This is a genomic window from Stenotrophomonas nitritireducens, assembly GCF_001700965.1.
Taxonomy (GTDB): Bacteria; Pseudomonadota; Gammaproteobacteria; order Xanthomonadales; family Xanthomonadaceae; genus Stenotrophomonas; species Stenotrophomonas nitritireducens_A.
Genome location: NZ_CP016756.1, coordinates 4,130,790 through 4,151,091 on the forward strand (window position 1 = coordinate 4,130,790; position 20,302 = coordinate 4,151,091).

At 60.2% G+C, this 20,302-nt stretch carries 21 protein-coding genes; 7 read left to right on the forward strand and 14 right to left on the reverse strand.

The window, feature by feature from the left end:
• Positions 1-7 precede the first annotated feature (7 nt).
• The 3 genes from BCV67_RS17655 to BCV67_RS17665 form a co-directional block, all read right to left on the reverse strand.
• Entirely contained in the window at positions 8-694 is a 687-nt protein-coding gene (locus BCV67_RS17655; RefSeq protein ID WP_197429995.1) for a fimbrial biogenesis chaperone, read from the reverse strand.
• 123 nt (positions 695-817) lie between these two features.
• Positions 818-1,348 (reverse strand): fimbrial protein, encoded by a 531-nt coding sequence (locus tag BCV67_RS17660; RefSeq protein ID WP_216635685.1) that lies wholly within the window; start codon positions 1,346-1,348, stop codon positions 818-820.
• A 533-nt stretch (positions 1,349-1,881) separates the two neighbouring features.
• Entirely contained in the window at positions 1,882-2,778 is an 897-nt protein-coding gene (locus tag BCV67_RS17665; RefSeq protein ID WP_062167901.1) for a LysR family transcriptional regulator, read from the reverse strand.
• Between the two features lie 70 nt (positions 2,779-2,848).
• On the opposite strand from BCV67_RS17665, the gene BCV67_RS17670 reads away from it, so the two are divergent.
• Positions 2,849-3,268 (forward strand): CidA/LrgA family protein, encoded by a 420-nt coding sequence (locus tag BCV67_RS17670; protein WP_065868157.1) that lies wholly within the window; start codon positions 2,849-2,851, stop codon positions 3,266-3,268.
• The gene (locus BCV67_RS17675; RefSeq protein WP_062167899.1) at positions 3,258-3,971 is read left to right on the forward strand and encodes an LrgB family protein; all 714 of its coding nucleotides are present in this window, start codon (positions 3,258-3,260) and stop codon (positions 3,969-3,971) included. Before BCV67_RS17670 ends, BCV67_RS17675 begins: the two co-directional genes overlap by 11 nt.
• Before the next feature lie 8 nt (positions 3,972-3,979).
• Here the strand turns inward: BCV67_RS17675 and BCV67_RS17680 are convergent, their stop codons facing one another.
• The 6 genes from BCV67_RS17680 to amaB all read right to left on the reverse strand — a co-directional run bounded on the left by BCV67_RS17680 (position 3,980) and on the right by amaB (position 9,733).
• Complete coding sequence (locus BCV67_RS17680; protein WP_062167897.1) at positions 3,980-4,867, reverse strand: DMT family transporter; 888 nt, start codon at positions 4,865-4,867, stop codon at positions 3,980-3,982.
• Between the two features lie 32 nt (positions 4,868-4,899).
• Positions 4,900-5,943: a UDP-N-acetylmuramate dehydrogenase gene (gene murB / locus BCV67_RS17685; RefSeq protein WP_156455833.1), complete on the reverse strand. Its 1,044-nt coding sequence runs from the start codon at positions 5,941-5,943 to the stop codon at positions 4,900-4,902.
• Complete coding sequence (locus BCV67_RS17690; protein WP_062167895.1) at positions 5,940-6,995, reverse strand: quinone-dependent dihydroorotate dehydrogenase; 1,056 nt, start codon at positions 6,993-6,995, stop codon at positions 5,940-5,942. The genes murB and BCV67_RS17690 overlap by 4 nt, the downstream gene beginning before the upstream one ends.
• A 4-nt stretch (positions 6,996-6,999) precedes the next feature.
• Entirely contained in the window at positions 7,000-7,770 is a 771-nt protein-coding gene (locus BCV67_RS17695; protein WP_062167893.1) for a class I SAM-dependent methyltransferase, read from the reverse strand.
• 7 nt (positions 7,771-7,777) lie between these two features.
• Positions 7,778-8,074: a DUF4190 domain-containing protein gene (locus BCV67_RS17700; protein ID WP_062167891.1), complete on the reverse strand. Its 297-nt coding sequence runs from the start codon at positions 8,072-8,074 to the stop codon at positions 7,778-7,780.
• A 126-nt stretch (positions 8,075-8,200) separates the two neighbouring features.
• The gene (gene amaB, locus BCV67_RS17705) at positions 8,201-9,733 is read right to left on the reverse strand and encodes an L-piperidine-6-carboxylate dehydrogenase (RefSeq protein ID WP_062167889.1); all 1,533 of its coding nucleotides are present in this window, start codon (positions 9,731-9,733) and stop codon (positions 8,201-8,203) included.
• Between the two features lie 246 nt (positions 9,734-9,979).
• On the opposite strand from amaB, the gene kdsA reads away from it, so the two are divergent.
• The gene (gene kdsA, locus BCV67_RS17710) at positions 9,980-10,825 is read left to right on the forward strand and encodes a 3-deoxy-8-phosphooctulonate synthase (RefSeq protein ID WP_057630641.1); all 846 of its coding nucleotides are present in this window, start codon (positions 9,980-9,982) and stop codon (positions 10,823-10,825) included.
• Positions 10,826-11,183: 358 nt separating this feature from the next.
• On the opposite strand, the gene galE is transcribed toward kdsA, so the two are convergent.
• From galE to BCV67_RS17720, 3 genes are all read right to left on the reverse strand, one after another.
• Positions 11,184-12,185: a UDP-glucose 4-epimerase GalE gene (galE, locus tag BCV67_RS17715; RefSeq protein ID WP_062167887.1), complete on the reverse strand. Its 1,002-nt coding sequence runs from the start codon at positions 12,183-12,185 to the stop codon at positions 11,184-11,186.
• Positions 12,176-12,475, reverse strand: coding sequence for a hypothetical protein (locus BCV67_RS20210; protein ID WP_156455832.1), 300 nt, complete (start codon positions 12,473-12,475; stop codon positions 12,176-12,178). Before BCV67_RS20210 ends, galE begins: the two co-directional genes overlap by 10 nt.
• Positions 12,476-12,564: 89 nt before the next feature.
• Positions 12,565-13,053 carry a hypothetical protein gene (locus BCV67_RS17720; RefSeq protein WP_062167886.1) on the reverse strand — a complete coding sequence of 163 codons (489 nt, stop codon included), beginning with the start codon at positions 13,051-13,053 and terminating at the stop codon, positions 12,565-12,567.
• A gap of 1,221 nt (positions 13,054-14,274) precedes the next feature.
• Here BCV67_RS17720 and BCV67_RS17730 point away from each other — a divergent pair.
• From BCV67_RS17730 to BCV67_RS17750, 4 genes are all read left to right on the forward strand, one after another.
• Positions 14,275-14,679 carry an H-NS family nucleoid-associated regulatory protein gene (locus BCV67_RS17730; protein WP_062167882.1) on the forward strand — a complete coding sequence of 135 codons (405 nt, stop codon included), beginning with the start codon at positions 14,275-14,277 and terminating at the stop codon, positions 14,677-14,679.
• A gap of 49 nt (positions 14,680-14,728) precedes the next feature.
• Positions 14,729-15,403 (forward strand): hypothetical protein, encoded by a 675-nt coding sequence (locus BCV67_RS17735; RefSeq protein ID WP_062167880.1) that lies wholly within the window; start codon positions 14,729-14,731, stop codon positions 15,401-15,403.
• A 119-nt stretch (positions 15,404-15,522) separates the two neighbouring features.
• A complete protein-coding gene (locus tag BCV67_RS17740) occupies positions 15,523-16,248 on the forward strand; it encodes an ankyrin repeat domain-containing protein (protein WP_062167878.1) in 726 nt (241 codons plus the stop codon).
• A 716-nt stretch (positions 16,249-16,964) separates the two neighbouring features.
• The gene (locus tag BCV67_RS17750; RefSeq protein ID WP_156455831.1) at positions 16,965-18,110 is read left to right on the forward strand and encodes a hypothetical protein; all 1,146 of its coding nucleotides are present in this window, start codon (positions 16,965-16,967) and stop codon (positions 18,108-18,110) included.
• 97 nt (positions 18,111-18,207) lie between these two features.
• Here the strand turns inward: BCV67_RS17750 and BCV67_RS17755 are convergent, their stop codons facing one another.
• Positions 18,208-18,987 (reverse strand): NYN domain-containing protein, encoded by a 780-nt coding sequence (locus BCV67_RS17755; protein ID WP_062167874.1) that lies wholly within the window; start codon positions 18,985-18,987, stop codon positions 18,208-18,210.
• A gap of 51 nt (positions 18,988-19,038) precedes the next feature.
• The gene (locus BCV67_RS17760) at positions 19,039-20,301 is read right to left on the reverse strand and encodes a Y-family DNA polymerase (RefSeq protein WP_062167872.1); all 1,263 of its coding nucleotides are present in this window, start codon (positions 20,299-20,301) and stop codon (positions 19,039-19,041) included.
• Between the last annotated feature and the right edge of the window lies 1 nt (position 20,302).

Consider the following 20,302-nt stretch of genomic DNA (forward strand, 5'->3'; position numbering starts at 1 on the left):
GAAGACGTCAGCGCGTCACGGCGACGTCTGCAAGTTCGGTGATGCCGCCGAAGTCATTTATGTAGGAAAAGCGCAGTGTGCTGCTGCCGTGCAGATCGAGCGCCGCGACGGGAATACTCATCGACTGCCCGGGTGCGATCATGTCCAGGTCGACTTTCCTGTCGGGGCCGGCTGTTGCCCGGCCTTGCACTTCGGCGAACGTGATGTGCAGAGGACTGCGATTGGTCACCTGCAGCTGGTCGCCGGCCATGCGCCACTGAAGCGCATGGGCAGCTTCCTCCAGCGTGGTGTCGAGCGCGGCCGGTCGATAGAACAGCTTGATGCGGGTGCGGATGGCCACCTGCAGGACGTTGCTGGCTTCGGAGCGCGGCGGTATTTCCTGCACATTCACCCAGAACAGTGACTCCCGGTCCTGCGGCAAACCGCTGCCCGAGTAGATCGCCCTGAGCACCGCCTGTTCGCCGGCCGACAACTGCATCAGGGGCGGGGTCAGCAGCATCGGCAAGCTTTTACCCTCGGGCATGCCGTCCCCGTCATCCAGCCAGGTCTGCACCATGTAAGGCAGCGTGCTGCGGTTGCTCAGAGTCAGCGCAGCCGATGCCGCGTGGCCGCTGTAGATCACGCGCGTGGTTTCCACGTGCACGGCGGCGGACGCGATTTGGCCGCCAATGCCGAAGACGATCAGCAGTGCCATCAGCAAGCGCAGGGCAGGCCGTTGGAAAGGGAGGGAGAGTACAGACATGGGCACAGTTGCTTGCTACCGGGAGGGACAGGGGACAGCAGTGCTGCCGGACATTGCCGGCAGCACTGTTCTTGCTTAGCGGTACTCGATCGAGAACGTCGAGTTGGCGTCCGCTGCGCCTGCAGTCACGGCTTTGGAGTAGGACTTGTAACGTGCCTTCAGGTTGACCGTGGCGGTGCCGGTGGTACCGACGGTGACGACGGCCGGGTCCTTGATGTCCTGGTTGATCGGGAACAGGTTTTCATTGTGGTCGAGGATTTCAATGCCGATGCCGGTGGCGGCGCTGACTGCCAGCAATTCCGGATGGCCGGCAGGCACAATGCCGTCGAAACGCAGGGTATAGGTGCCGGCGGCGCAGTTCTGCAGGCCGATGCTGAAGCTCTTCGGCGCCGAGACATCACCCACGTTCTTGAACAGCGTGGTGGGGAACTTGCCGATCGTGACGGTCTGGTCGATGCTGGCGGTGGTGACGTCACAGGTGGACTGCACGATTTCGCCCTTGAAGGTGATCGAGCCCGACGCAGCCTGTGCGGAGGAGCACAGCAGTGCCGTCAACGCCAGGGCGGCGGCGCCCATCTTCAGAGCCGTGGGGGTGTTGCACGTCATATGTAGTTCCTTTCAAAGTATTGATACGAAGGCACGGTGGATCCGTCGCTCCGCGGGGTGGTCAGACGGAAGTGCGCAGGCAATGCCGGCGCAACCCTGTACTGAACAAGGTGATGCGCAAGGAGGGCGCCCGGAGGCGGATGATGCAGAGGCCGCCTGGTATGCACCCGCCTACGGCGTAAACCCGTCGGGGCAGGTGCGGTGCAATGCAGTGGCGGCGAAACGATGTCCTTGCGGCGGTAATCAGGCTGTAACCAAGCAGGTGCATAGTCTAGAAACGACAGTCGGCATTGTTCAGCGGGATTGTTCGCCCTGCCTCACTGTGGTTTCACCCGTCTGATCACTCCCTTCTCATCCATTGGGATGTAGGGAAACTACCCATGGCGCGTGGCCGCGGCCTATTTGTCTGGCAACGTTGGGGCAAACGCGAAAAGCGGATGGCCCTCACGGGTTGTGGTCGCCGAACACGCAGGCAGACCCTGATGCAGCGCTGCAGTCACCGTGGCCGGAGCATTTTGGTGGGCTGTAGAAAACTAGTCCGCTGGCATGGTGTGGCCATGCTGCTCCGCCACTAGCGCCAGCCAGGCCTGCGCGGCGGCGGATAGAAAGCCGCCGCGACGCCACGCAACGGCCATCTTCCAGTCCAGCTCCGGCTCGTCCAATGCCACCAGCACCACGTCCGGGCGTTGTCGCGCCTGCGCGATCATCCGTGGCAGCATCGCCACCCCCAGCCCGGCGGCAACCAGCGCCACGATGAAATCCGGTTGCGCACTGCGGCTGACCTCGCGCGGGGTGAAGCCGCGCGCCATGCAGGCCTTGATGATGCGGCGGTTGAGCATGAAGCCTTTTTCGAACAGTACGAACGACACCTCGGCGAGGTCCTGCAGTTTCAATGTGCGTCGTGTCGCCAGCGGGTGGCCGGCTGGCAGCAGCGCGACCAGCGGTTCGGTGCGCACCGGTTGCCAGTCCAGGTCGTCGGCCACCGGCAACAGGCTGGCGGCCAGCTCAATCTCGCCGGCGCGCAGGCTTTCTTCCAGCGCCTCGCTGCCGCGCTCGAGCACCTGCAGCTCAATCTGCGGATAGCGCTGCCGGAACTGGGCAAATACCGGGGCGAACAGGATGTCGCTGCCCAGCGACGCCAGGCCCAGGTGCAGTTCGCCCCGCTGCAGGCCGCGCAGCTCCTGCAGTTCGCGCAGCATGTCCTCGCGCTCACCGAGCAGCGCCAGGGCGCGCCGGTAGACGATCTGACCGGCCGGGGTCAGCCGCACACCTTGGCGTGAGCGTTCCAGCAACACCTCGCCAAGCTCGTCCTCCAGCTGCCGGATCGCCTTGCTCAGGGTCGGCTGGGTGGCGAAGACCGCTTCGGCGGCGGCAGAAAAGCCGTTGTGGCGTACCACCTCGACCAGCATGCGGAGCTGTCGGATATCCATTCTGTATTGGAATCCATTGGATGAATTGAATTCATTTTAATTATGGATGAGGGCGGCGTACATAGGAGGCATGGAAATGCTTTTGCTGTCATTGCGTCGTTGCCGGGTAGGCGTGAAACGCTGGCTGCGCCGCAGCACCGGGCTGCAGATTGGCGCGCTGGTGGGTGTCTGGCTGCTGGCCGATGTGCTGATGCGTCAGTTTGGAGTGCCGGTACCCGGCGGCATCGTCGGCCTGTTCGTGCTGTTGCTGGCCTTCGCCCTGCAGTGGCTGTCGCCGCGTTCGTTCAGCCGCGGTGCGCAGTGGCTGTTGGCCGAGATGCTGCTGTTCTTCGTGCCGGCGGCGATGATCCTGCTCGACAACCGGCAGATGTTCGGTTGGCTGGGGATCAAGCTGCTCGCGGTGGTGGTGGGCGGCACCGTGCTGGTGATGGCGGTCACCGCACTTACCGTGGAAGGGTTGTTCCGCTGGAGTCAACGCAATGAATCTTGAAGCCGTCATCAGCCATCCGCTGCAGCTGCTCTGGCCGCTGTTCTGGGCCGTGGTCACGGTGGGTGCCTATGTGCTGGCCAAGCGCCTCTACGGGCGCATCCAGCAGGGCTGGGCATCGCCACTGATCACCGCGCCGTTGGTGTTGTTGGCGCTGGCCTTGCTGCTGCACGCCAACTACCACGACTACCTTCGCGGCACGCATTGGCTGATGGCCATGCTGGGGCCGGCCACGGTCGCCTTCGCCGTGCCGATCTACCAGCAGCGTGCGCTGATCGCGCGGCATTGGCAGGTGCTCGGTGCTGGCGTGCTGGTAGGCAGCGCCACGGCCATCATCGCGGCGTGGCTGATGGCCCGCGCGTTGCATCTGTCCCCCGAGTTGCAGCTGAGCCTGGCGCCGCGCTCGGTGACCACGCCATTCGCGATGGATGTGTCCGGCCGTATTGGTGGCATCCCCGAACTGACCGCAGTGTTCGTGATCATCACCGGCATCTGCGGCGCACTGTTTGGTCAGCTGCTGCTGAAGTTTCTGCCGGTGCGTAGCGCGATGGCGCGCGGTGCGCTGTTCGGCATGGGCGCGCACGGCATGGGCGTGGCCAAGGCGCGTGAGCTGGGCGAAAGCGAGGGGGCAATTGCCGGCTTGGTGATGGTGATGGCAGGCTTGGTGAACGTTGCCGCAGCGCCGTTGTTGGTGGCGCTGCTGTAGTTGCCGGCTTACTCGCCGGGCTTGGCGGCGGCGATCGGGGCGTGCGTTGCCGCACGGCGCGCCAGAACCGCTTCACGGTGGGCGATATAGGCATTGGAGCCAAGGATGATCAGTGCGCCGATCACGGTCCAGCGGTCCAGTGTCTCGCCAAACAGCAGCCAGCCCATCAGCACCACCAGCGGCAGCTGGGTGAAGCTGATCGGCGTGAGTGCGGAGACTTCGCCCAGCTTCAGTGCCCGCGTCCAGAACAGTTGGCCGATGGTGCCCAGCACGCCGGTGGCCACCAGCCATAGCCAGGCGATTCCGGTTGGCCAGACCCACACGAACAGCGCCGGTATCAGCGACAGTGGTACCCAGAACGCATAGGTATAGAGCACCACGGTGTCGGGCCCATCGATGCGGGTGAGCTGTTTGATCTGGATTGCGACCAGCGCGCTGAGCACGGCTGCAGCCACCGCGACCAGACTGCCGAGTTCGAAGCCATGCGCGCCCGGACGCACGATCACCAGCACGCCGATGAAGCCGACGATCACGGCTGCCCAGCGGCGGAAGCGGACCTTCTCGCCCAGCCACAGCACCGCGGCGATGGTGACGAACAGCGGCGTGGAATACGACAGCGAAATGGCCTGCGACAGCGGCAGGTGACCGATGGCCCAGAACGCACACAGCATCGATGCCAGGCCAATCGCGCTGCGCAGGAAATAGCGCGGCAGTTGCTGGGTGCGCAAGGGCGCGTGACCGGGGCGGATCAGCATGGGCAACAACGCCAGCAGGCCGAAGCTGTTGCGGAAGAACGCCACTTCCTGGGTTGGCACGTAGCGGGTAGCCAGGCGGATGGCCACCGCCATCAGGCCGAAGGCCATGGCGCTGCCGAACATCAGCAGGGCGGCGCGCATGGCGATGGAGCGGGGTGCAGCCAATGCAGTGTTCACCAGCGGGCGCCGACCAACCTGGGCTCGGGTTCGATGGGTACGCCGAACTTCTCCAGCACGGCGGCCGAGACGCGCCGTGCAAACGCCAGCAGTTCGGCGCCGCTGGCGTTGCCATGGTTGACCAGTACCAGCGCATGCGTGGGGGACACGCCGGCATCACCGTCGCGCTGGCCCTTGAAACCGGCCTTTTCAATCATCCATGCCGCCGACACCTTGCGGTTGCTGTCGTCATTGCCGGGGAAAACCGGCAACTCGGGATAGTGCTGCAGCAACACGTCGACCTGTTCGAGCGGCAGAATGGGGTTCTTGAAGAAGCTGCCAGCATTGCCCAGCACATCCGGATCGGGCAGTTTGCGGCGGCGGATGGCGATGACCGCATTGGCGACATCGGCCGATACCGGGAACTCGATTCCCATCGCCTTCAGTTCCTCGCGGATACCGGCGTAGTCCAGCTGCAGTTCGTGCAGCAGCGGCAGGCGGAACTCCACGGCGGTGATCAGGTAGCGGTCGGCTTCGTGCTTGAACAGGCTGTCGCGGTAGGCGAACTGGCAGGCGTCCTGGTCCAGGCGTACCCAGCACTGCTCCTGACGGTCCCAGGCTTCAACGGCCTGGATGAATTCGCCAACCTGGACACCATAGGCACCGATGTTCTGGATCGGCGCGGCACCAACGGTGCCGGGAATCAGGGCGAGGTTTTCCAGCCCTGACAGGCCTTCCTGCAGCGACCACATCACCAGCTCATGCCAGATAACGCCGGCACCTGCGCGGACGATGGTGTGATCGGTACGGTGTTCAAGCGCGGTGATGTCGCGGTTTTCAAATACCAGCACCACGTCTTCTGGATCGGCGGCCAGCAGCACATTGCTGCCGCTGCCCAGCACCAGCAGATCGGCATCGGCCACGGCAGCCAGCGCTTCGGGCAGCACGTTGGGGTCGGCCACGCGCAGCATGCGCGGTGCGTGTGCGTCGACATGGAAAGTGTTGAGCTGGCGCAGTGGAGCGTTTTCGGTCAGGGACCAAGCGGGGGCGGCAATCATCATAGGGGGGCGACCGCGCCTCCCGAAGGGGACTCGCGGCGGCGCCGGATAGCCTCGACGCAGTCGCTGATCAGGCCCGGGCCCTGGAAGATCAGGCCGCTATAGCACTGCACCAGCGCAGCGCCCGCTGCCATCTTTGCAACCGCATCAGCACCGGAGCTGATGCCGCCCACGCCGATCAGCGGTACCGATTCGGGCAGGCGCGCGCGCAGACGCCGCAGCACCAGGGTCGATTGGCCGAGCAACGGCGCGCCAGACAGACCGCCGATTTCCTTGGCCAGCGGATCGGCTTCCACCGTAGGCCGGCCGATGGTGGTGTTGGTGGCGATCACGCCATCCACACCCAGTTCGCCGAGCACGCGCGCGGCGGCGTCGATATCGCGGTCGCTCAGGTCCGGCGCCACCTTGACCAGCATCGGCACGCGCTTGCCATGCTTGGCGGCCAGCTGTTCCTGCGCTTCACGCAACCCGGCAACCAGGCGCCGCAACGCCTGTTCTTCCTGCAGTTCACGTAGGCCGGCGGTATTGGGCGAGGAGATATTGACGGTGATGTAGTCGGCCAGCGGGTAGACCTTTTCCATGCAGATCAGGTAATCGGACAGCGCATCCTCGTTGGGAGTGTCCTTGTTCTTGCCGATATTGATGCCGAGCGGGCCGGGGCGATGCTTGACCGCTTCCACGTTCTTCACCAGCGCATCCACGCCGAGGTTGTTGAACCCCATGCGGTTGATGATGGCGTTGTGCCGCGGCAGGCGGAACAGGCGCGGTTTGGGGCTGCCTGCCTGCGGACGCGGGGTGATGGTGCCGATTTCGACATAGCCAAAGCCCAGCGCAAACAGAGCTTCAATGTGCTCGCCGTTCTTGTCCAGGCCTGCAGCCAGGCCAACCGGGTTGGGAAAATCCAGGCCAAACACGGTGGTATGGAGCGGCTTGATGCGGCCGGCAATCAGCGGCGTGGTGCCGGTGCGCCAGGCCAGATCCAGCGCGGACAGGCCCAGGCCGTGCGCGCGCTCGGCATCAAGGGTGAACAGGAAGGGACGGGCAATGGAATACATAAGCTCAGTTCAGCGTGCCAACAAAGGCGCGGGTTTGGTACTCGAAGGCGACCTTGCCATCGACCGCATGCGCGTCGAACAGACGCTGCAGGGCCTCCAGCATAGGCGCATGGCGGGGATGACCGGCTTGCGGTGCGTAGGAGGAGGACAGCAGACGACCACGCAATCCGTCGTAGTCCAGATGCTGCACATTGGGCAGATGCACCAGGCCGCGCAGGCCGTCGCCGTACCATTCACGCATGGTCTGATCGTCCTGGTAGCGCTCGGCAACTTCGGTGTAGTCGGTGCCGTAATCCAGCAGCAGCTGCTCATAGCCGGCCAGGAACGGCGAGGCGTCGAGCAGGCGCGAGTTCCAGTACACCAGCGCCAATCCGCCCGGACGCAGAATGCGCGCCCATTCGCGACGCACGGCAGCGGTGTCGAACCAATGGAAGGCCTGCGCGGCGGCGACCAGATCGATGCTGTGCTCGGCCAGCGTGGTGGCCTCGGCGGTGCCTGCCACCAGTTGCAGTTGCGGGTAGTCCGGCTGCAACCACTGTTGCGCGGCCGTGCGCATCGCGGCATTGGGTTCCACCGCAATTACCGGGTGACCGGCGGCGAGGAACAGCTCGGTGGAAATGCCGGTGCCGGCGCCGATATCGGCGACCAGGGCGGAGCGGGGCAGGCCGATGTCCTCATGCAGCCAGCGCAGCAGCGTGGACGGGTAGCCCGGGCGGTAGCGGACGTAATCTGCCACCCGGCTGCTGAAACGTTCGGTTGAATCGGATTGCCCCATGCCGGCCTCAGGAATTCAGTGCGGCGATGCCCGCCAAGCCACCGAAGAACACGATGATGACAATGAAGAAGATGATGCCGATCAGCCACAGCGCGGTGGCCAGCCAACCCAGGACCAGCCCGGCCACGGCCAGGCCGTCGCCTTCCATCTGGCCGTTGCTGCGACGGATTTCAGCGCGTGCCATATGGCCGAAAATGATCGCGCAGATGCTGCCGATGGCGGGCAACAGGGTCCAGCCGAGGATGCCGGCCACCAGACTGATCACGGCGTAGCTGCTGGTCTGACGGGGTGCGGGAATGCTCATCGGAAACTCCGTTTCAGCTGAAGAAAGCCCCTCTCCCGCGCGCGGGAGAGGGGTTGGGGTGAGGGCAGCCTTTCAGCTCGACACTCTCCCGGTTCAATGCCCCGACCAAGGCCGGGGCAGACAACATCAAAGATCGAACTTGATGCCCTGGGCCAGCGGCAGCGAATCGGAGTAGTTGATGGTGTTGGTCTGGCGACGCATATAGACCTTCCACGCGTCCGAACCGGACTCGCGACCACCGCCGGTGTCCTTCTCGCCACCGAAGGCGCCACCAATCTCGGCACCGGAGGTACCGATGTTGATGTTGGCGATGCCACAGTCGCTGCCGGCTGCCGACAGGAACTTCTCGGCGGTCTTCAGGTTCTGGGTGAAGATCGACGAGGACAGGCCCTGCGGCACGCCGTTCTGCATGTCGATGGCTTCGTCCAGCGTGCTGTACTTCATCACGTACAGGATCGGGGCGAAGGTCTCGTGCTGGACGATCTCATCGCTGTTCTTCAGGCCGGTAACAATGGCCGGCAGCACGAAGTTGCCCGGGCGGTCGATGGCGGTGCCACCGGTCTCGACGGTGCCACCAGCGGCCTTGGCCTTGGCGATGGAAGCCAGGAACTGCTGCACGGCTTCCGGACTGTTCAGCGGGCCCATCAGGTTGGCCGCGTCGGTCGGATCGCCGATCTTGCCTTCCACCTGCTTGTAGGCCTTGATCAGCGTGGCCAGCACGTTGTCGTAGATGGATTCATGCACGATCAGGCGGCGGGTGGTGGTGCAGCGCTGGCCGGCAGTGCCGACGGCGCCGAACACGATGCCCGGCACGGCCAGCTTCTGGTCGGCGGTCTCGTCCATGATGATGGCGTTGTTGCCACCCAGTTCCAGCAGGCAGCGGCCCAGGCGCTGGGCGACCTTCTGGTTGACGGCCCGGCCGACCTGGGTGGAGCCGGTGAAGGAGATCAGCGGCACGCGGCGGTCGTCGACCATCTTCTCGGACAGGGCGGTGCCGGCGTCGTTGATCAGGAAGAACAGGTTCGGGAAGCCACCGTCCTTGAGCGCGTCATTGCAGATCTTCATCGTCGCAATGGCGGTCAGCGGGGTCTTGTTGGACGGCTTCCAGATGCAGATATCGCCACAGATGGCGGCCAGGAACGCATTCCAGCTCCACACCGCAACCGGGAAGTTGAAGGCCGAGATGATGCCGACCAGGCCCAGCGGATGGTACTGCTCATACATGCGATGGCCGGGGCGCTCCGAATGCATGGTGTAGCCGTACAGCATGCGGCTCTGGCCCAGTGCGAAGTCGGCGATGTCGATCATCTCCTGCACTTCGCCGTCGCCTTCCGGCTTGGACTTGCCCATTTCCAGTGCGACCAGCGAGCCCAATGCGTCCTTGTGCTTGCGCAGCGCTTCACCGCACAGGCGTACGGCTTCGCCACGGCGCGGGGCCGGGGTGGTGCGCCATACCTTGTAGGCTTCCTGCGCACGGGCGATGACGGTTTCGTAATCAGCCTCGGTGGTGGCCTGGACCTCGGCGATCACTTCGCCGGTGGTCGGGTTCTGCGGCTTGAGGACGCCCGCGCCGGTGGCGGCGGACCATTCCCCATTGCCCATGTAGGTGCCAGCGTTGGTGGCATCCAGAGCCAAGGCCTTGAGCAGCTCGGAAGACATTCAAACTCCTGTTTCTTAACGTGATTTTGGCGCCGTCGGAAACTGCGGGTGGGGCGACGGAGTGAGTACCACATAGTATCAGAGTGAACCGATTGACCCCGTGCGGGCTGGTCTGGGGTTTGCCGCAGGCGGCGACGGCGGCGGGCAGGGCTGATTTCGGGACGGCGGGAGCTGTCACTGGCGCCCGTTTTCAGCCATATTCGCCACCCTTGGTTGGGGCTTCCCCGGTTTGAACAGGAAAGACAGATGAACGTGAAGATTTCGGATGGGGTAGTGGTTGGCAACAACCTGCCTTTCGTGCTGTTTGGCGGCCTGAATGTGCTGGAGGACCTGGACTCCACGCTGTATGCCGCCGAGCGCTACGTGGAGGTCACCCGCAAGCTGGGTATTCCGTACGTCTTCAAGGCCTCGTTCGACAAGGCCAACCGCTCCTCGATCACCTCCTTCCGCGGCGTCGGCCTGGAAGAAGGCCTGCGCATCTTCGAGCAGGTCAAACAGCGTTTCGGCGTGCCGGTGATCACCGATGTGCATGAAGTCGCCCAGGCCGCACCGGTGGCCGAGGTGGTGGACGTGCTGCAGATTCCGGCCTTCCTGGCCCGCCAGACCGATCTGGTAACCGCCATCGCCCGTACCGGCCGTGTGGTCAACATCAAGAAGCCGCAGTTCCTCAGCCCGACCCAGATCAAGCACATCGTCAGCAAGATCCGCGAAGCCGGCAACGAGCAGATCATCCTGTGTGAGCGCGGCGCCCAGTTCGGCTACGACAACCTGGTGGTGGACATGCTCGGCTTCCGCGAGATGATCGAGGCGACCGGCGGCTTGCCGGCCATTTTCGATGTCACCCACAGCCTGCAGCGCCGCGACGCAGGCAGCGAAGCCTCCGGCGGACGTCGCCGCCAGGTGGTGGAGCTTGCCCGTGCCGGCATGGCAGTCGGCATCGCCGGCCTGTTCCTGGAAGCCCACCCGGACCCGGACAACGCGCGCTGTGATGGCCCAAGTGCGCTGCCGTTGGATGTGCTGGAGCCGTTCTTGGCGCAGATCAAGGCGCTGGATGAGCTGGTGAAGTCGTTCCCGGTGTTGGATATTGCCTGATCGGCGTCAGTGCTGTTGCCAGCCTTGCATAGGCTGGCAGTCGGTAGCTCGATCCCGGCGTGTTTGCGATCGCACGGCGGATCGATAGGCACGAGTTCTCGGATGAGGATCAAGAAGCTGCGCAGTGGGAGACGCTGACAATAGCTTCAATGTCGCAGCCCGGGTAAGCGCAGCGCACCCGGGAAGTCTCGACCCGTCTTTCAGGCCGTCCGCCAGCGGCCCTGGGTAGGCTTCGCTTACTCAGACTACGGTCAGAACGGCCGCTGTATCTCCCAGAGTTGTCGCCTGAAGCATCGCGTCAATCAGGAATGACCAAAAAGCCGCATAGCTGACATCGGCTTCAGGGGCTCCTGTCGTACTAGTTCTGGGTTGGGAACCAACTCGGTGGCGCACGGTGCCAGCGCCAAGCGCTTTCAATGATGGGAGCCAGTTCAGTCCATTGTGGCTGCCAGCCAAGCAGTTCGCGCGCTTTCTGGCTTGACGCAACCAGACTCGGCGGGTCACCCGCACGCCTCGGTGCGATCTCATAAGGAATGGCCTTGCCAACCACCGAAGCTGCGGCAGCAATTACCTCTCGTACAGAGAAACCTTGGCCATTGCCCAGATTGAAGGTATGTGCACCTTCATGCGTATCCATGAAGTCCAGCGCCAGTGCGTGCGCCTGGGCGAGGTCCTGCACATGCACATAGTCGCGCACGCAGGTGCCGTCAACGGTGGCATAGTCATCACCGAAGATCTTCAGTGGCGGGCCATCGATCAATGCCGCACGCAGCACATTGGGAATCAGATGCGTCTCGCAGGCATGCGCCTCACCGATGCCGTGCTCGGGCAAGGCGCCGGCAGCGTTGAAATAACGCAGCGCGACCGAGCGCAGACCGTAAGCATGGGCGGCATCTGCGAAGAAGCGTTCTGCCATCAATTTACTGGCGCCATACGGATTGATGGGAGCTTTCGGATGGTCCTCATCAATGATGTCGTGGATGGGGTTTCCGAACACGGCAGCCGTAGATGAGAACACCAGCTTATTAACATCATGGCAGCGCATGGCCTCAAGAAGATTGAGCGTTCCGGTGACGTTGTTGGCGTAGTACTCGTAGGGCTTGGTTACGGATTCGCCGACGAGTGAGCGCGCACAGAAATGCATGACGGCATCGAACTGCCCCGCGCTGAAGGTACGTTCGAGGGAGGCGGAGTCCAACAGATCCGCCTGCAACAGCTTTCCCCAACGTACGGAGCCGGCATGCCCGCTTGAAAGATTATCCAGGACGGTGACGCCATGGCCGTGCTCTGCAAGCCACTGGGCCATATGACTGCCGATGTAGCCGGCACCGCCGCAGATAAGAATGTTTCTTACGTCCATGTGCGCAGGTCATCGCTTGTAGAGAGTGCGGTCTTGCTGGGCATTGCAGGAGGCTTGCTGGAACTCGCGCCATTTCCGTTCGACCAAGCTGCCAAATGCGGTGCGGAAGCGTGCTGCAGAGAACGACTCGGCGTGCGCGCGGCATGCTTCTGCGGATACTGGCGGATGTCGCCGACGGAATCGCCGGGCTGCACGAACGCATCGCTGCGCAGATGTTGGCCTGGCGCCAATATGCAGCCGGGGAGTAACAACGCGAGCGCCAATGTGGCGACAAGACGCTTGCAGTTCATTTTTAGTTCCTGGCCTTTGCAGGCAATGCGCAGCCCCCACCGGTCACGAAGACCGGCGAGGGAGTACTTGCGCTTGATGTATTTCGAATTCAGTGGGTGCCGGTCGGGCCCGGGGTAACCGGTGCGCTGCCATTGCCGCCGTCATCATTGGACAGCACCGCATACAACAGCACGCCAGCGGCTACGCCTCCGCCAATGGCCAGGCGCCGGTTCAAGGTGCCGCGTGCGCTGTTGCCGGCCTGCTCGGTACCGGCCAGTTCGGTGCTGAACCCTTCTTCGGACGTGGCAAGCTCTTCGCCGGCATGTTGTTCGAAGGAGGCGGTTGCTTCTTCGGTGGCAGGCTGTTCGAAGGATGCCGTTGTTTCTTCGCTGGCAGACGAGGTCAATTCATTCTGCGGAGCCGCTTCCTGCTGTTCGCCGGGGCTCTGTTCCTGGGTCGCAACTGCGTGCTCAAGCGCAGGCTGTTCGATTGCTTGTGGCTCCTGGGCGACGACAGGCTGCTCAGTAAACTGCGCGTCCTGCGCGATGGCCGGAAGCGAAAGCGCTGCGAGGGTCAGAGCGTAAAAGGATTTCTTCATTGCTGGTTCTCATCTTCCGCTGTAAGCGGCTGCGTATATGGTTGTGCAATCCCGGCGGGCCGAAGACCGGCGCGGTAAGTGGTGCACTGCTGAAGCCTGTCGTCTTTGGCTAGCAGGAGGCTCTGAGAATTGTAGGCACCCGGCATAGGCACTTGGATTAGGGTTTGTCTGAAAAGCGTGTTGGCAGATGGCGGTGGTTTTGCCGCGCGTATTTGTAGGTATTTTCCGCAGGGCATTGGCCGGTAGTTTGTTGCTGGCAACGGGGGGCGTACTTGCGAGCGGGCTGATTGCGTCAGCGTGAGGTATGGCCTGCCGACGCCCGCTCCCGGCACTGTCGCGAATTGGCAGCAGCTTCAGCGGTAGCGGGAAAAGCTGGCTGGGCGGGGCGCTTGCCTGTAATCTTGGCATCCAACTTTTTGGCCCCGTAGCTCAGCTGGATAGAGCGGTCCCCTCCTAAGGAAGAGGGCTTTCGCCATCCTCCTGCAAGTCATTGAATTGTAAAGGCGCGAGGAGTGGGGTTGACGCTCCAATGCATCAAAGCACACCTAGAAACATCATGAAACACTGGCGCTCTGCCACAGGATTGCCACAGACATAGCGTGCACTGCTGTGGCGCCGCTCGGCTTCAAAAGCTGGCAATCTAGACCGCTTGTCGAAGAGCCGTGGTGCTATGTCAGAAGCCTCACTAAAGTGGTTGCGAGAGGGCTACCCGGGCCGCTACGGACTAAGCCCCGAAGAAGTCGCTCATGTGCTCCGTGGGCAGTCAACACGCGGGGTGGTGCAGCGAATCAGGGAAGGCATGAAGTCGGGCCGCTACCCGGGTGCCAGGAAGATCGACGGGCACTTGCAACTCCCAATTGAAGCTCTTGCCGAGATCTTGGAACCTTCGCCCAATCCGGCTCCTGTGGTTCCCACCGTTGATCATTCAAAGCCCATTGGTCGGCGGAAGTCAGCGATTGGTCCCCGAATTGCGTTCGTTCGTGCCAGTGACTTCTGGGAACAGGTTCTCCGCTCCATTGGTGAGCCAGAGTTCGCCGATGAGCTTGCCGGTGCCTCAATGCAAGCAATTGCATCCTTAGAGCGAGACTTCGCACTCAGTAAAGCGGGGCGAGAGCGAAAAGAGTTGCAGGGATCGACACTCTCCATCAAATAAACGTTGATCCAATAAAGGTGCGTTGATAGGATCAGATCGGTCTATCACTCTCCAACAAATAGAACACTATGAGCAAAGCACCGGGCACCACTCTTGAATCTATCGCTTCCGCCAAAGCCAAGCTGGCTGAAGAGCTGAAGAAGCTTGAAGAGCAAGAAGTCAAGTTGATGGAAGAAGAAGCATCGAGCGCTTTCGCAAATGTCTCGGAGCTTCTGAATCGTTTTGGTCACTTCTTCTCTGCCAAGCAGAAGTCTGAAATCGCCAATCACTTCAACGCTACTTCTTCGACTGGTAAAAAGTCGTCTGGTTCCAGGAAGGAAGTTGCGCAGAAATACTGGCTGCCGCATACCCAGGAAACGTGGAGCGGCCGTGGTCGGACTCCGCGCGCCTTCGCCGCTTGGGAAGGCTCCGCTGCTTACAAAGAATGGAAAGCAGCCCATCCGGACGAAAAGTTCCCGAAGTTCCCCGGTTAATTAACGCTCGGAAAGCCGACAGTAATGTCGGCTTTTTTATATGCCAAGAATGACAAACGAGAAAGCTGAGGCAGAAGGCTTCAAGAACGCGTTGGAGTCGCTCTTCGCAGATAAAGAGGAGCGCAAAAGGATAAAGGCGACTCAGGACTATGCATCGGTGCGCAAGAAGCTTCATGAGATGGGCGGTGATGCTTTGTTGACCCTATCCATGACTGCTTTCTTCTTGGGTATCACAAGCAGTGCATTGCGAGAAGCCCGAAAGAAATATGATGATCCTTTCTTCCTGTCCAAAAGCCACACAGCTCGCAAAGATCAGATCTTGCGATGGTGGGCAACGGTCTTAAAGAAAAAGAGCGGGGTAGAAGAGGAAATCGAAGGCAGCGCTGGACTCGATCTTCGTCCCAGCCCAAACCTCTTTATCGTCTTCAAAGACAAGATTACCGGCAGGCCGGTTGTTCTTTGCAATAGCCTGATCACCTCTGTCTCAGACGAGCTCTTGTCAGATACCTTACGGACTGGATGTCGTATCGTCGCCCTTACGCCTGAAAAGGCAATTGAGAAGCCCTGGGCGATGCATGAAGAAAAGGCTGCTTACATAGAGGCCTACCGGAAACATCTTGAAACCAAGCACCGGGAGAAGCTTCTATGGCTGGATCGAGAGCAGGCGCAAAGCAAAGCGATTGCTGATCGGGCTGAGCTTGATGCTTCAACGCCGAGAAGCTAGTTGCACCTACCCATGTCCTGCATTCGAAGCCCCTGGAAAGGGGCTTTTTTGATCTTCAAACATTGACTTTGTTGGGCTGAGCCTTTTGATAAGAACATACACTTATTCAAGGAGCTCCAATGTTTGGATGGTTTGCTAAGAAGAGCGCCAAGGCCCGGGAGTTTCCGAGCTCATACTATGACCAAAGTGGCACGATCAACGCCAATGGTCATTTGATGACAATACTCATGCCAAAGTTCAAGGCGTGGATCGCTCAATTTCCGGGCGAAGAAAAGCAGCGCGTTGCCGCATGTGAACGGTTGATCGCGGCCGGATCGCTCGAAGAGTTGAAGGTTGCACTAGAGGAAGGTGCTTTCGTTGATTGCTATACCGGCTATCATAAATTTCCCACGCCTTTGACGAACGCTGCTTGCTCTGGCGAGCTTGATCAGATCAAGCTATTTTTGAACTATGGCGCTGACATCAATGACATGAGCGGAGATGCTTTTGGCTTTGGCAGTCCTGTCGATACGGCGTATTCCCACAAGCAGTTTGGTGCAGTCGCTCTGTTGTTGAAAAGTGGAGCAAATTTTGAGGATGCCGAGTTCTTCCATCTCAAGAGCGACAATGAGCTTCATGACTTGTTGGATCTTTACCTCCACAGCGGCCCCGAGGATGAAGATCGACCATGCCTGGAATTCTTAATTGAATTCTTGCTTGATAACGGGGCATGTTTGGTTGCGCGTAGCGACGACTCTTATGATGACTTTTATTCGCTTAAAGCGACAGTAGAGGAACTTCGGACGCTCCCGCCTCCGCGTTTCGAGGAATTTTTGCATCGTGGGCACGTCGCTACTCGGCAGTGAATGTGTAACCACACGGATAACGCTTGACACCTTTGGAGTATGGCTTTTAATGGGTGTGAGGGGCTTCTCTCCTTGTCCTCTCACCCAGGGTGTGTGTGCTGGAACACACACACCCTAATCTTTTTCAGTGATTGATCGTCCATTAACCATTGCCAATTCTGGATTTTCTGTTTTGTTGGGTCTAACTCAGCAAATCAGGAGATCCAGTGCGGTATAAGCGTGATCAGAAATACCATGCCAGGGAGCGTCATCTATACGCTCTCAAATTTAGCAGTGGGGCAGTCTACATCGGTCAGACCGTTGACATGGGCCGGCGGCAAAAGGAACACGAGTCGATTGCTGGCGGTTGGTCCCGTGCATTCGACTTCCAGCATCTATCCACTATTCAAGGCACCCAGCTTGAAGCCGAGGATCACGAGAGAGCCTGGCGCTATGTTGCAGCCTCACACGGGCATCAAATCTTTGCCAAGCCACCTGGCATAGTCGTGGATTGCAGACGTCAGCAGACGCCTAATAGCTTAAAGATCGCGAAGACCCTGCGATGGCCTGGTGCAACAAAGAGCTTCTGGGCAGACGTGATAGACACTCTCGCACAGCTGCTCGGTCGCTAGATCCCGCTGTTACACAAGCAGAGGGTAGGGCGTTATCCTCGCTCTATGCTAACCGTCCTTCACCCCGAGCTATACCACCAGATTCTGAGCTATCCAGTCGGCATCATGGCTGCACCTGATCCAGATGGCGGTAACCCCTTCTTGATCGTTAAAGCGACGAAGGAATTCCTTCTAGCCGCGAAGCTTAGTGGCTTCTTCAAGGTGTATGTGTGCCCTGCGGACCTTGGCGGACGAGAGACGCTGGCATTGGTCTTCGCGTTCTTCGACGACGAAGACGAGCCCTTGAATATCCGCACGCCGCTGGTCGATGACGTCGAGAGTCGCCAGCTGTTGGCGGCACTGAAAAGTCCTTCCGTCAACGTCCATTTCTTCGATGAGCATGGACGCGAGTTCTTGGTCTACGAAGCGGAGATTGTTGTCCCAGAAGTCACAAGGGGCCGGCTCGATGGGCTGAGCCTGCTTGGATCGGACTTTGTCCAGGCTCAATACATGCTGCATGGAGTCGCTGACTGGTTCGGCCTGCGAACCCCCCAGGACGACGAAGAGGCGCTGACCGTCAAGCTGATCCACAACCCGCTTGGAGAGAGCCTCGCGATACAAGATGCTCGGTATCCGCTCCATCAACATCATGGGGCAAAGGGATACAGCATCTCCACGTTAGAGAGGGAGGAGCCTGGGAACTTCCAAGAAGAAGACATCATCAAGTGCTTGGCGATGTGCTTTCCCCAAAGCCAGATTTATCATGGCCCGTTGAAAACGACTGACAAAGAAGAAATTTGTGATGTCCTGGTGGTGACAGATGATCGACTGCTCATCATCCAAGCCAAGGACAGTCCAAACGTTGAGCGCATCGCAAAGCAGAAGCTCAGTCGGAAGCAAACCAATGCGATGACCGCTTTCAAGAAAGCCGTGGCACAGGTTCGGGGTGCACAAAGTTACATCAAAGCAGGCAACGGAACGCTTCGCTACACCCTCAACGGCGAAGAGAAGTCAATCGATATCAGCCAGAAGCAGCTCTTTGCGATCACGATCATCAAAGAAGTCTTTGAGCGAGAGAGCGAAGAATACGCGAAGATCCTCAATGTGCTGATGGTGGAGCGCAGCATCCCTTGCTACGTGATCTCATATGGCATGTTCTTTGAGCTCTGCTATCGAGTTCATGACCCTGACAAGTTCTTTCAGTTTTCAGAAGAAATGGTAGAGAGCATCAAGCATCTGCAAGACCTACCTGTGATCAACTTTCACGGCTAGTGGGTGCATCGTGTAGACCGACGACCCCACAGGCATCGTTGGTCTACGGAGCAGCTGGCATGCTGCTGCAAGTCGATCCCGTGCTCCTACCTCGTGACTATTCCGCGTCAGGCTCAGCAGCGAGACTCACTGTCCAATGCCCGCCTTCCTCCAAGTGAGGGGTGAGCAGGTCATAGGTCTTCAACATGTCTACAAGCCCAGAATGCCCATACGCACTGGGCGAAAAGGCAGAGTCGGCACGTTTCAAATACTGGCTCAGAGCGCTCACGCTAACCCTTCCATCAGGCGTGCCTGCGGCCAGGAGGGAGACGGCTTCCACGACGAACCGTGGCCTACGCTTGATCTTGGCAGACGGGGTGGGCGCAGCGTTGGGCTTGGGTTGGGCTGGGGCCCGAGGTTTGGCTTCCGGGGTCTCGGCATCAGGTGCTTGCGCAGCGGCTTGTTCAGGGCTCCATTCGAAGAACCGGTCGCACGCATTGCGCAGTGCATCTGGTGTCTTTGCTTCGCCCACAATGAAGACCGTAGCGCCGCGTTCCCTCAGCCTGCGGCTGAGATATGCGAAGTCCGAGTCGCTCGTTACTAAGCAAAAGACCTCCGCACGCTTGTCGAACAGTGCCTCTTGAGCATCAAGAGCAAGCGCAATGTCAGCAGTGTTCTTCTTGGAAGCGTATTGGTATTGAAGGCATGGGGTGAACGCCTGACGGACCAACGCTTGTTCCCAAGAATTACTGAGTGTTGCCTTGTTGCCATACCCACGGCGAAGGATCACTCGCCCGGCTTGAGCCGCCATGAGAAGTGCAAAGTCGATGATTGCTGGGGCCACGTTGTCGCAGTCGATCATGACCGCCACGGTTGCATCTTGCTGTTGCTGTGCCATGCCTGCTCTTCCTTGTATGGGTCCAGGCATCCTGCCGATGCCGCACCGGCACTATCTCACGCGGATGAGCTGCTTCCAATCAGTGGTGTAAGCGGGGGAGAGCATGTCCCGTTTTACGGACCAGGCGGGCTTCTCAAGTGTCTTACCCCTTGGACGCCAAGCCGTGGAAGCAAAGCCCACAGAGCCTCGGCCGAACTTCTGGTTGGTCCGGTCCATGACATCCATAATGGCCTTGCTGCGCTGATCGACCCCGGCGAACAGGTCTCCTTGCTGGACATCCATGTGGCTCAGATCAAGCAAGCTGACACCTGCTTTCTTGTAGCCGTAGCCATGTTTGAACATGGATTTGGCCAGCCCCTGGGCAACCATCAGAATTTCCCTGGTGTCAGCAGACGGCATCAACAATCGAAACGACTTTGATGGATTGTATTGCGGCAAATTTTGCTTGAAAGGGTTCGTCTGGATGAAGACCCATACGCCCGCTGCTTGCAGCTGCCTTGAACGAAGCTTTTCGCAGGCTCGCTGTGCGAAAGTGGCAATGGCTTGCATCAGCTCGGTCTGTGACGTGATGTCTTTGCCGAATGTCCGAGACACCATAATTTCCTTGCGTTGTGGCTCGTGCTCTTCGAGCTCTGCACACGAGATACCCTGCAATTCACGCTGCGTGCGTGCCAGCACAACACCATATCGAGAACGCAGAGTGTCTACGTCAGTGGCAGCGAGATCACCAGCCGTCAGGATGCCATCGGCACCCAGCCTTGCAGTGAGCTTCCTTCCCACGCCCCACACGTCTTCTACGGGGTAAGTGAGCAGGGCAGGGTCGTCAGGCATCGTCGTAACTACACCTTCCACGGTGGACTTGGCCCTCTTGTTGCTGAGCTTCGCCAGCGTCTTGGTCGGTCCAATTCCGACGCATGAAGGTATGCCGGTCCACTTCAAAATTCGGGCTCGCGCTTCTGCTGCGAGACGCTCGTGATCCTTTGAGGGGATGCCTGCCAGGTCAATGAAGTTTTCATCGATGCTGTATTGCTCGATTGCAGGAAAGAGGTCTAGTAAGATCGACGCAATCCTGGCGCTGATGTCACCGTAGAGCGCGAAATTTGCAGAGCGAAAAGTGATCTGCCGGCGCACGTCTGGTGGGATCTGGTGAATTGGCGCACCCATGGGCACACCGAGTTTTTTGCTCAATGCGTCCCTGGCAATGACACAGCCATCCCCGCTGCTTGCCACACACACAGGCTTACCGCGAAGCCTCGGATCGAAGCTTGCTTCAACAGAGCAGTAGAAGTTGTTCCCGTCTTGGAGAGCGATCATG

What these genes read in the sequence shown, in the direction of transcription:
- BCV67_RS17655 (WP_197429995.1), bottom strand. Translation starts at nt 694, where the DNA reads ATGGCACTGCTGATCGTCTTCGGCATTGGCGGCCAAATCGCGTCCGCC.
- BCV67_RS17660 (WP_216635685.1), bottom strand. Translation starts at nt 1,348, where the DNA reads ATGACGTGCAACACCCCCACGGCTCTGAAGATGGGCGCCGCCGCCCTG.
- BCV67_RS17665 (WP_062167901.1), bottom strand. Translation starts at nt 2,778, where the DNA reads ATGGATATCCGACAGCTCCGCATGCTGGTCGAGGTGGTACGCCACAAC.
- BCV67_RS17670 (WP_065868157.1), top strand. Translation starts at nt 2,849, where the DNA reads ATGGAAATGCTTTTGCTGTCATTGCGTCGTTGCCGGGTAGGCGTGAAA.
- BCV67_RS17675 (WP_062167899.1), top strand. Translation starts at nt 3,258, where the DNA reads ATGAATCTTGAAGCCGTCATCAGCCATCCGCTGCAGCTGCTCTGGCCG.
- BCV67_RS17680 (WP_062167897.1), bottom strand. Translation starts at nt 4,867, where the DNA reads ATGCGCGCCGCCCTGCTGATGTTCGGCAGCGCCATGGCCTTCGGCCTG.
- murB (WP_156455833.1), bottom strand. Translation starts at nt 5,943, where the DNA reads ATGATGATTGCCGCCCCCGCTTGGTCCCTGACCGAAAACGCTCCACTG.
- BCV67_RS17690 (WP_062167895.1), bottom strand. Translation starts at nt 6,995, where the DNA reads ATGTATTCCATTGCCCGTCCCTTCCTGTTCACCCTTGATGCCGAGCGC.
- BCV67_RS17695 (WP_062167893.1), bottom strand. Translation starts at nt 7,770, where the DNA reads ATGGGGCAATCCGATTCAACCGAACGTTTCAGCAGCCGGGTGGCAGAT.
- BCV67_RS17700 (WP_062167891.1), bottom strand. Translation starts at nt 8,074, where the DNA reads ATGAGCATTCCCGCACCCCGTCAGACCAGCAGCTACGCCGTGATCAGT.
- amaB (WP_062167889.1), bottom strand. Translation starts at nt 9,733, where the DNA reads ATGTCTTCCGAGCTGCTCAAGGCCTTGGCTCTGGATGCCACCAACGCT.
- kdsA (WP_057630641.1), top strand. Translation starts at nt 9,980, where the DNA reads ATGAACGTGAAGATTTCGGATGGGGTAGTGGTTGGCAACAACCTGCCT.
- galE (WP_062167887.1), bottom strand. Translation starts at nt 12,185, where the DNA reads ATGGACGTAAGAAACATTCTTATCTGCGGCGGTGCCGGCTACATCGGC.
- BCV67_RS20210 (WP_156455832.1), bottom strand. Translation starts at nt 12,475, where the DNA reads ATGAACTGCAAGCGTCTTGTCGCCACATTGGCGCTCGCGTTGTTACTC.
- BCV67_RS17720 (WP_062167886.1), bottom strand. Translation starts at nt 13,053, where the DNA reads ATGAAGAAATCCTTTTACGCTCTGACCCTCGCAGCGCTTTCGCTTCCG.
- BCV67_RS17730 (WP_062167882.1), top strand. Translation starts at nt 14,275, where the DNA reads ATGAGCAAAGCACCGGGCACCACTCTTGAATCTATCGCTTCCGCCAAA.
- BCV67_RS17735 (WP_062167880.1), top strand. Translation starts at nt 14,729, where the DNA reads ATGACAAACGAGAAAGCTGAGGCAGAAGGCTTCAAGAACGCGTTGGAG.
- BCV67_RS17740 (WP_062167878.1), top strand. Translation starts at nt 15,523, where the DNA reads ATGTTTGGATGGTTTGCTAAGAAGAGCGCCAAGGCCCGGGAGTTTCCG.
- BCV67_RS17750 (WP_156455831.1), top strand. Translation starts at nt 16,965, where the DNA reads ATGGCTGCACCTGATCCAGATGGCGGTAACCCCTTCTTGATCGTTAAA.
- BCV67_RS17755 (WP_062167874.1), bottom strand. Translation starts at nt 18,987, where the DNA reads ATGGCACAGCAACAGCAAGATGCAACCGTGGCGGTCATGATCGACTGC.
- BCV67_RS17760 (WP_062167872.1), bottom strand. Translation starts at nt 20,301, where the DNA reads ATGATCGCTCTCCAAGACGGGAACAACTTCTACTGCTCTGTTGAAGCA.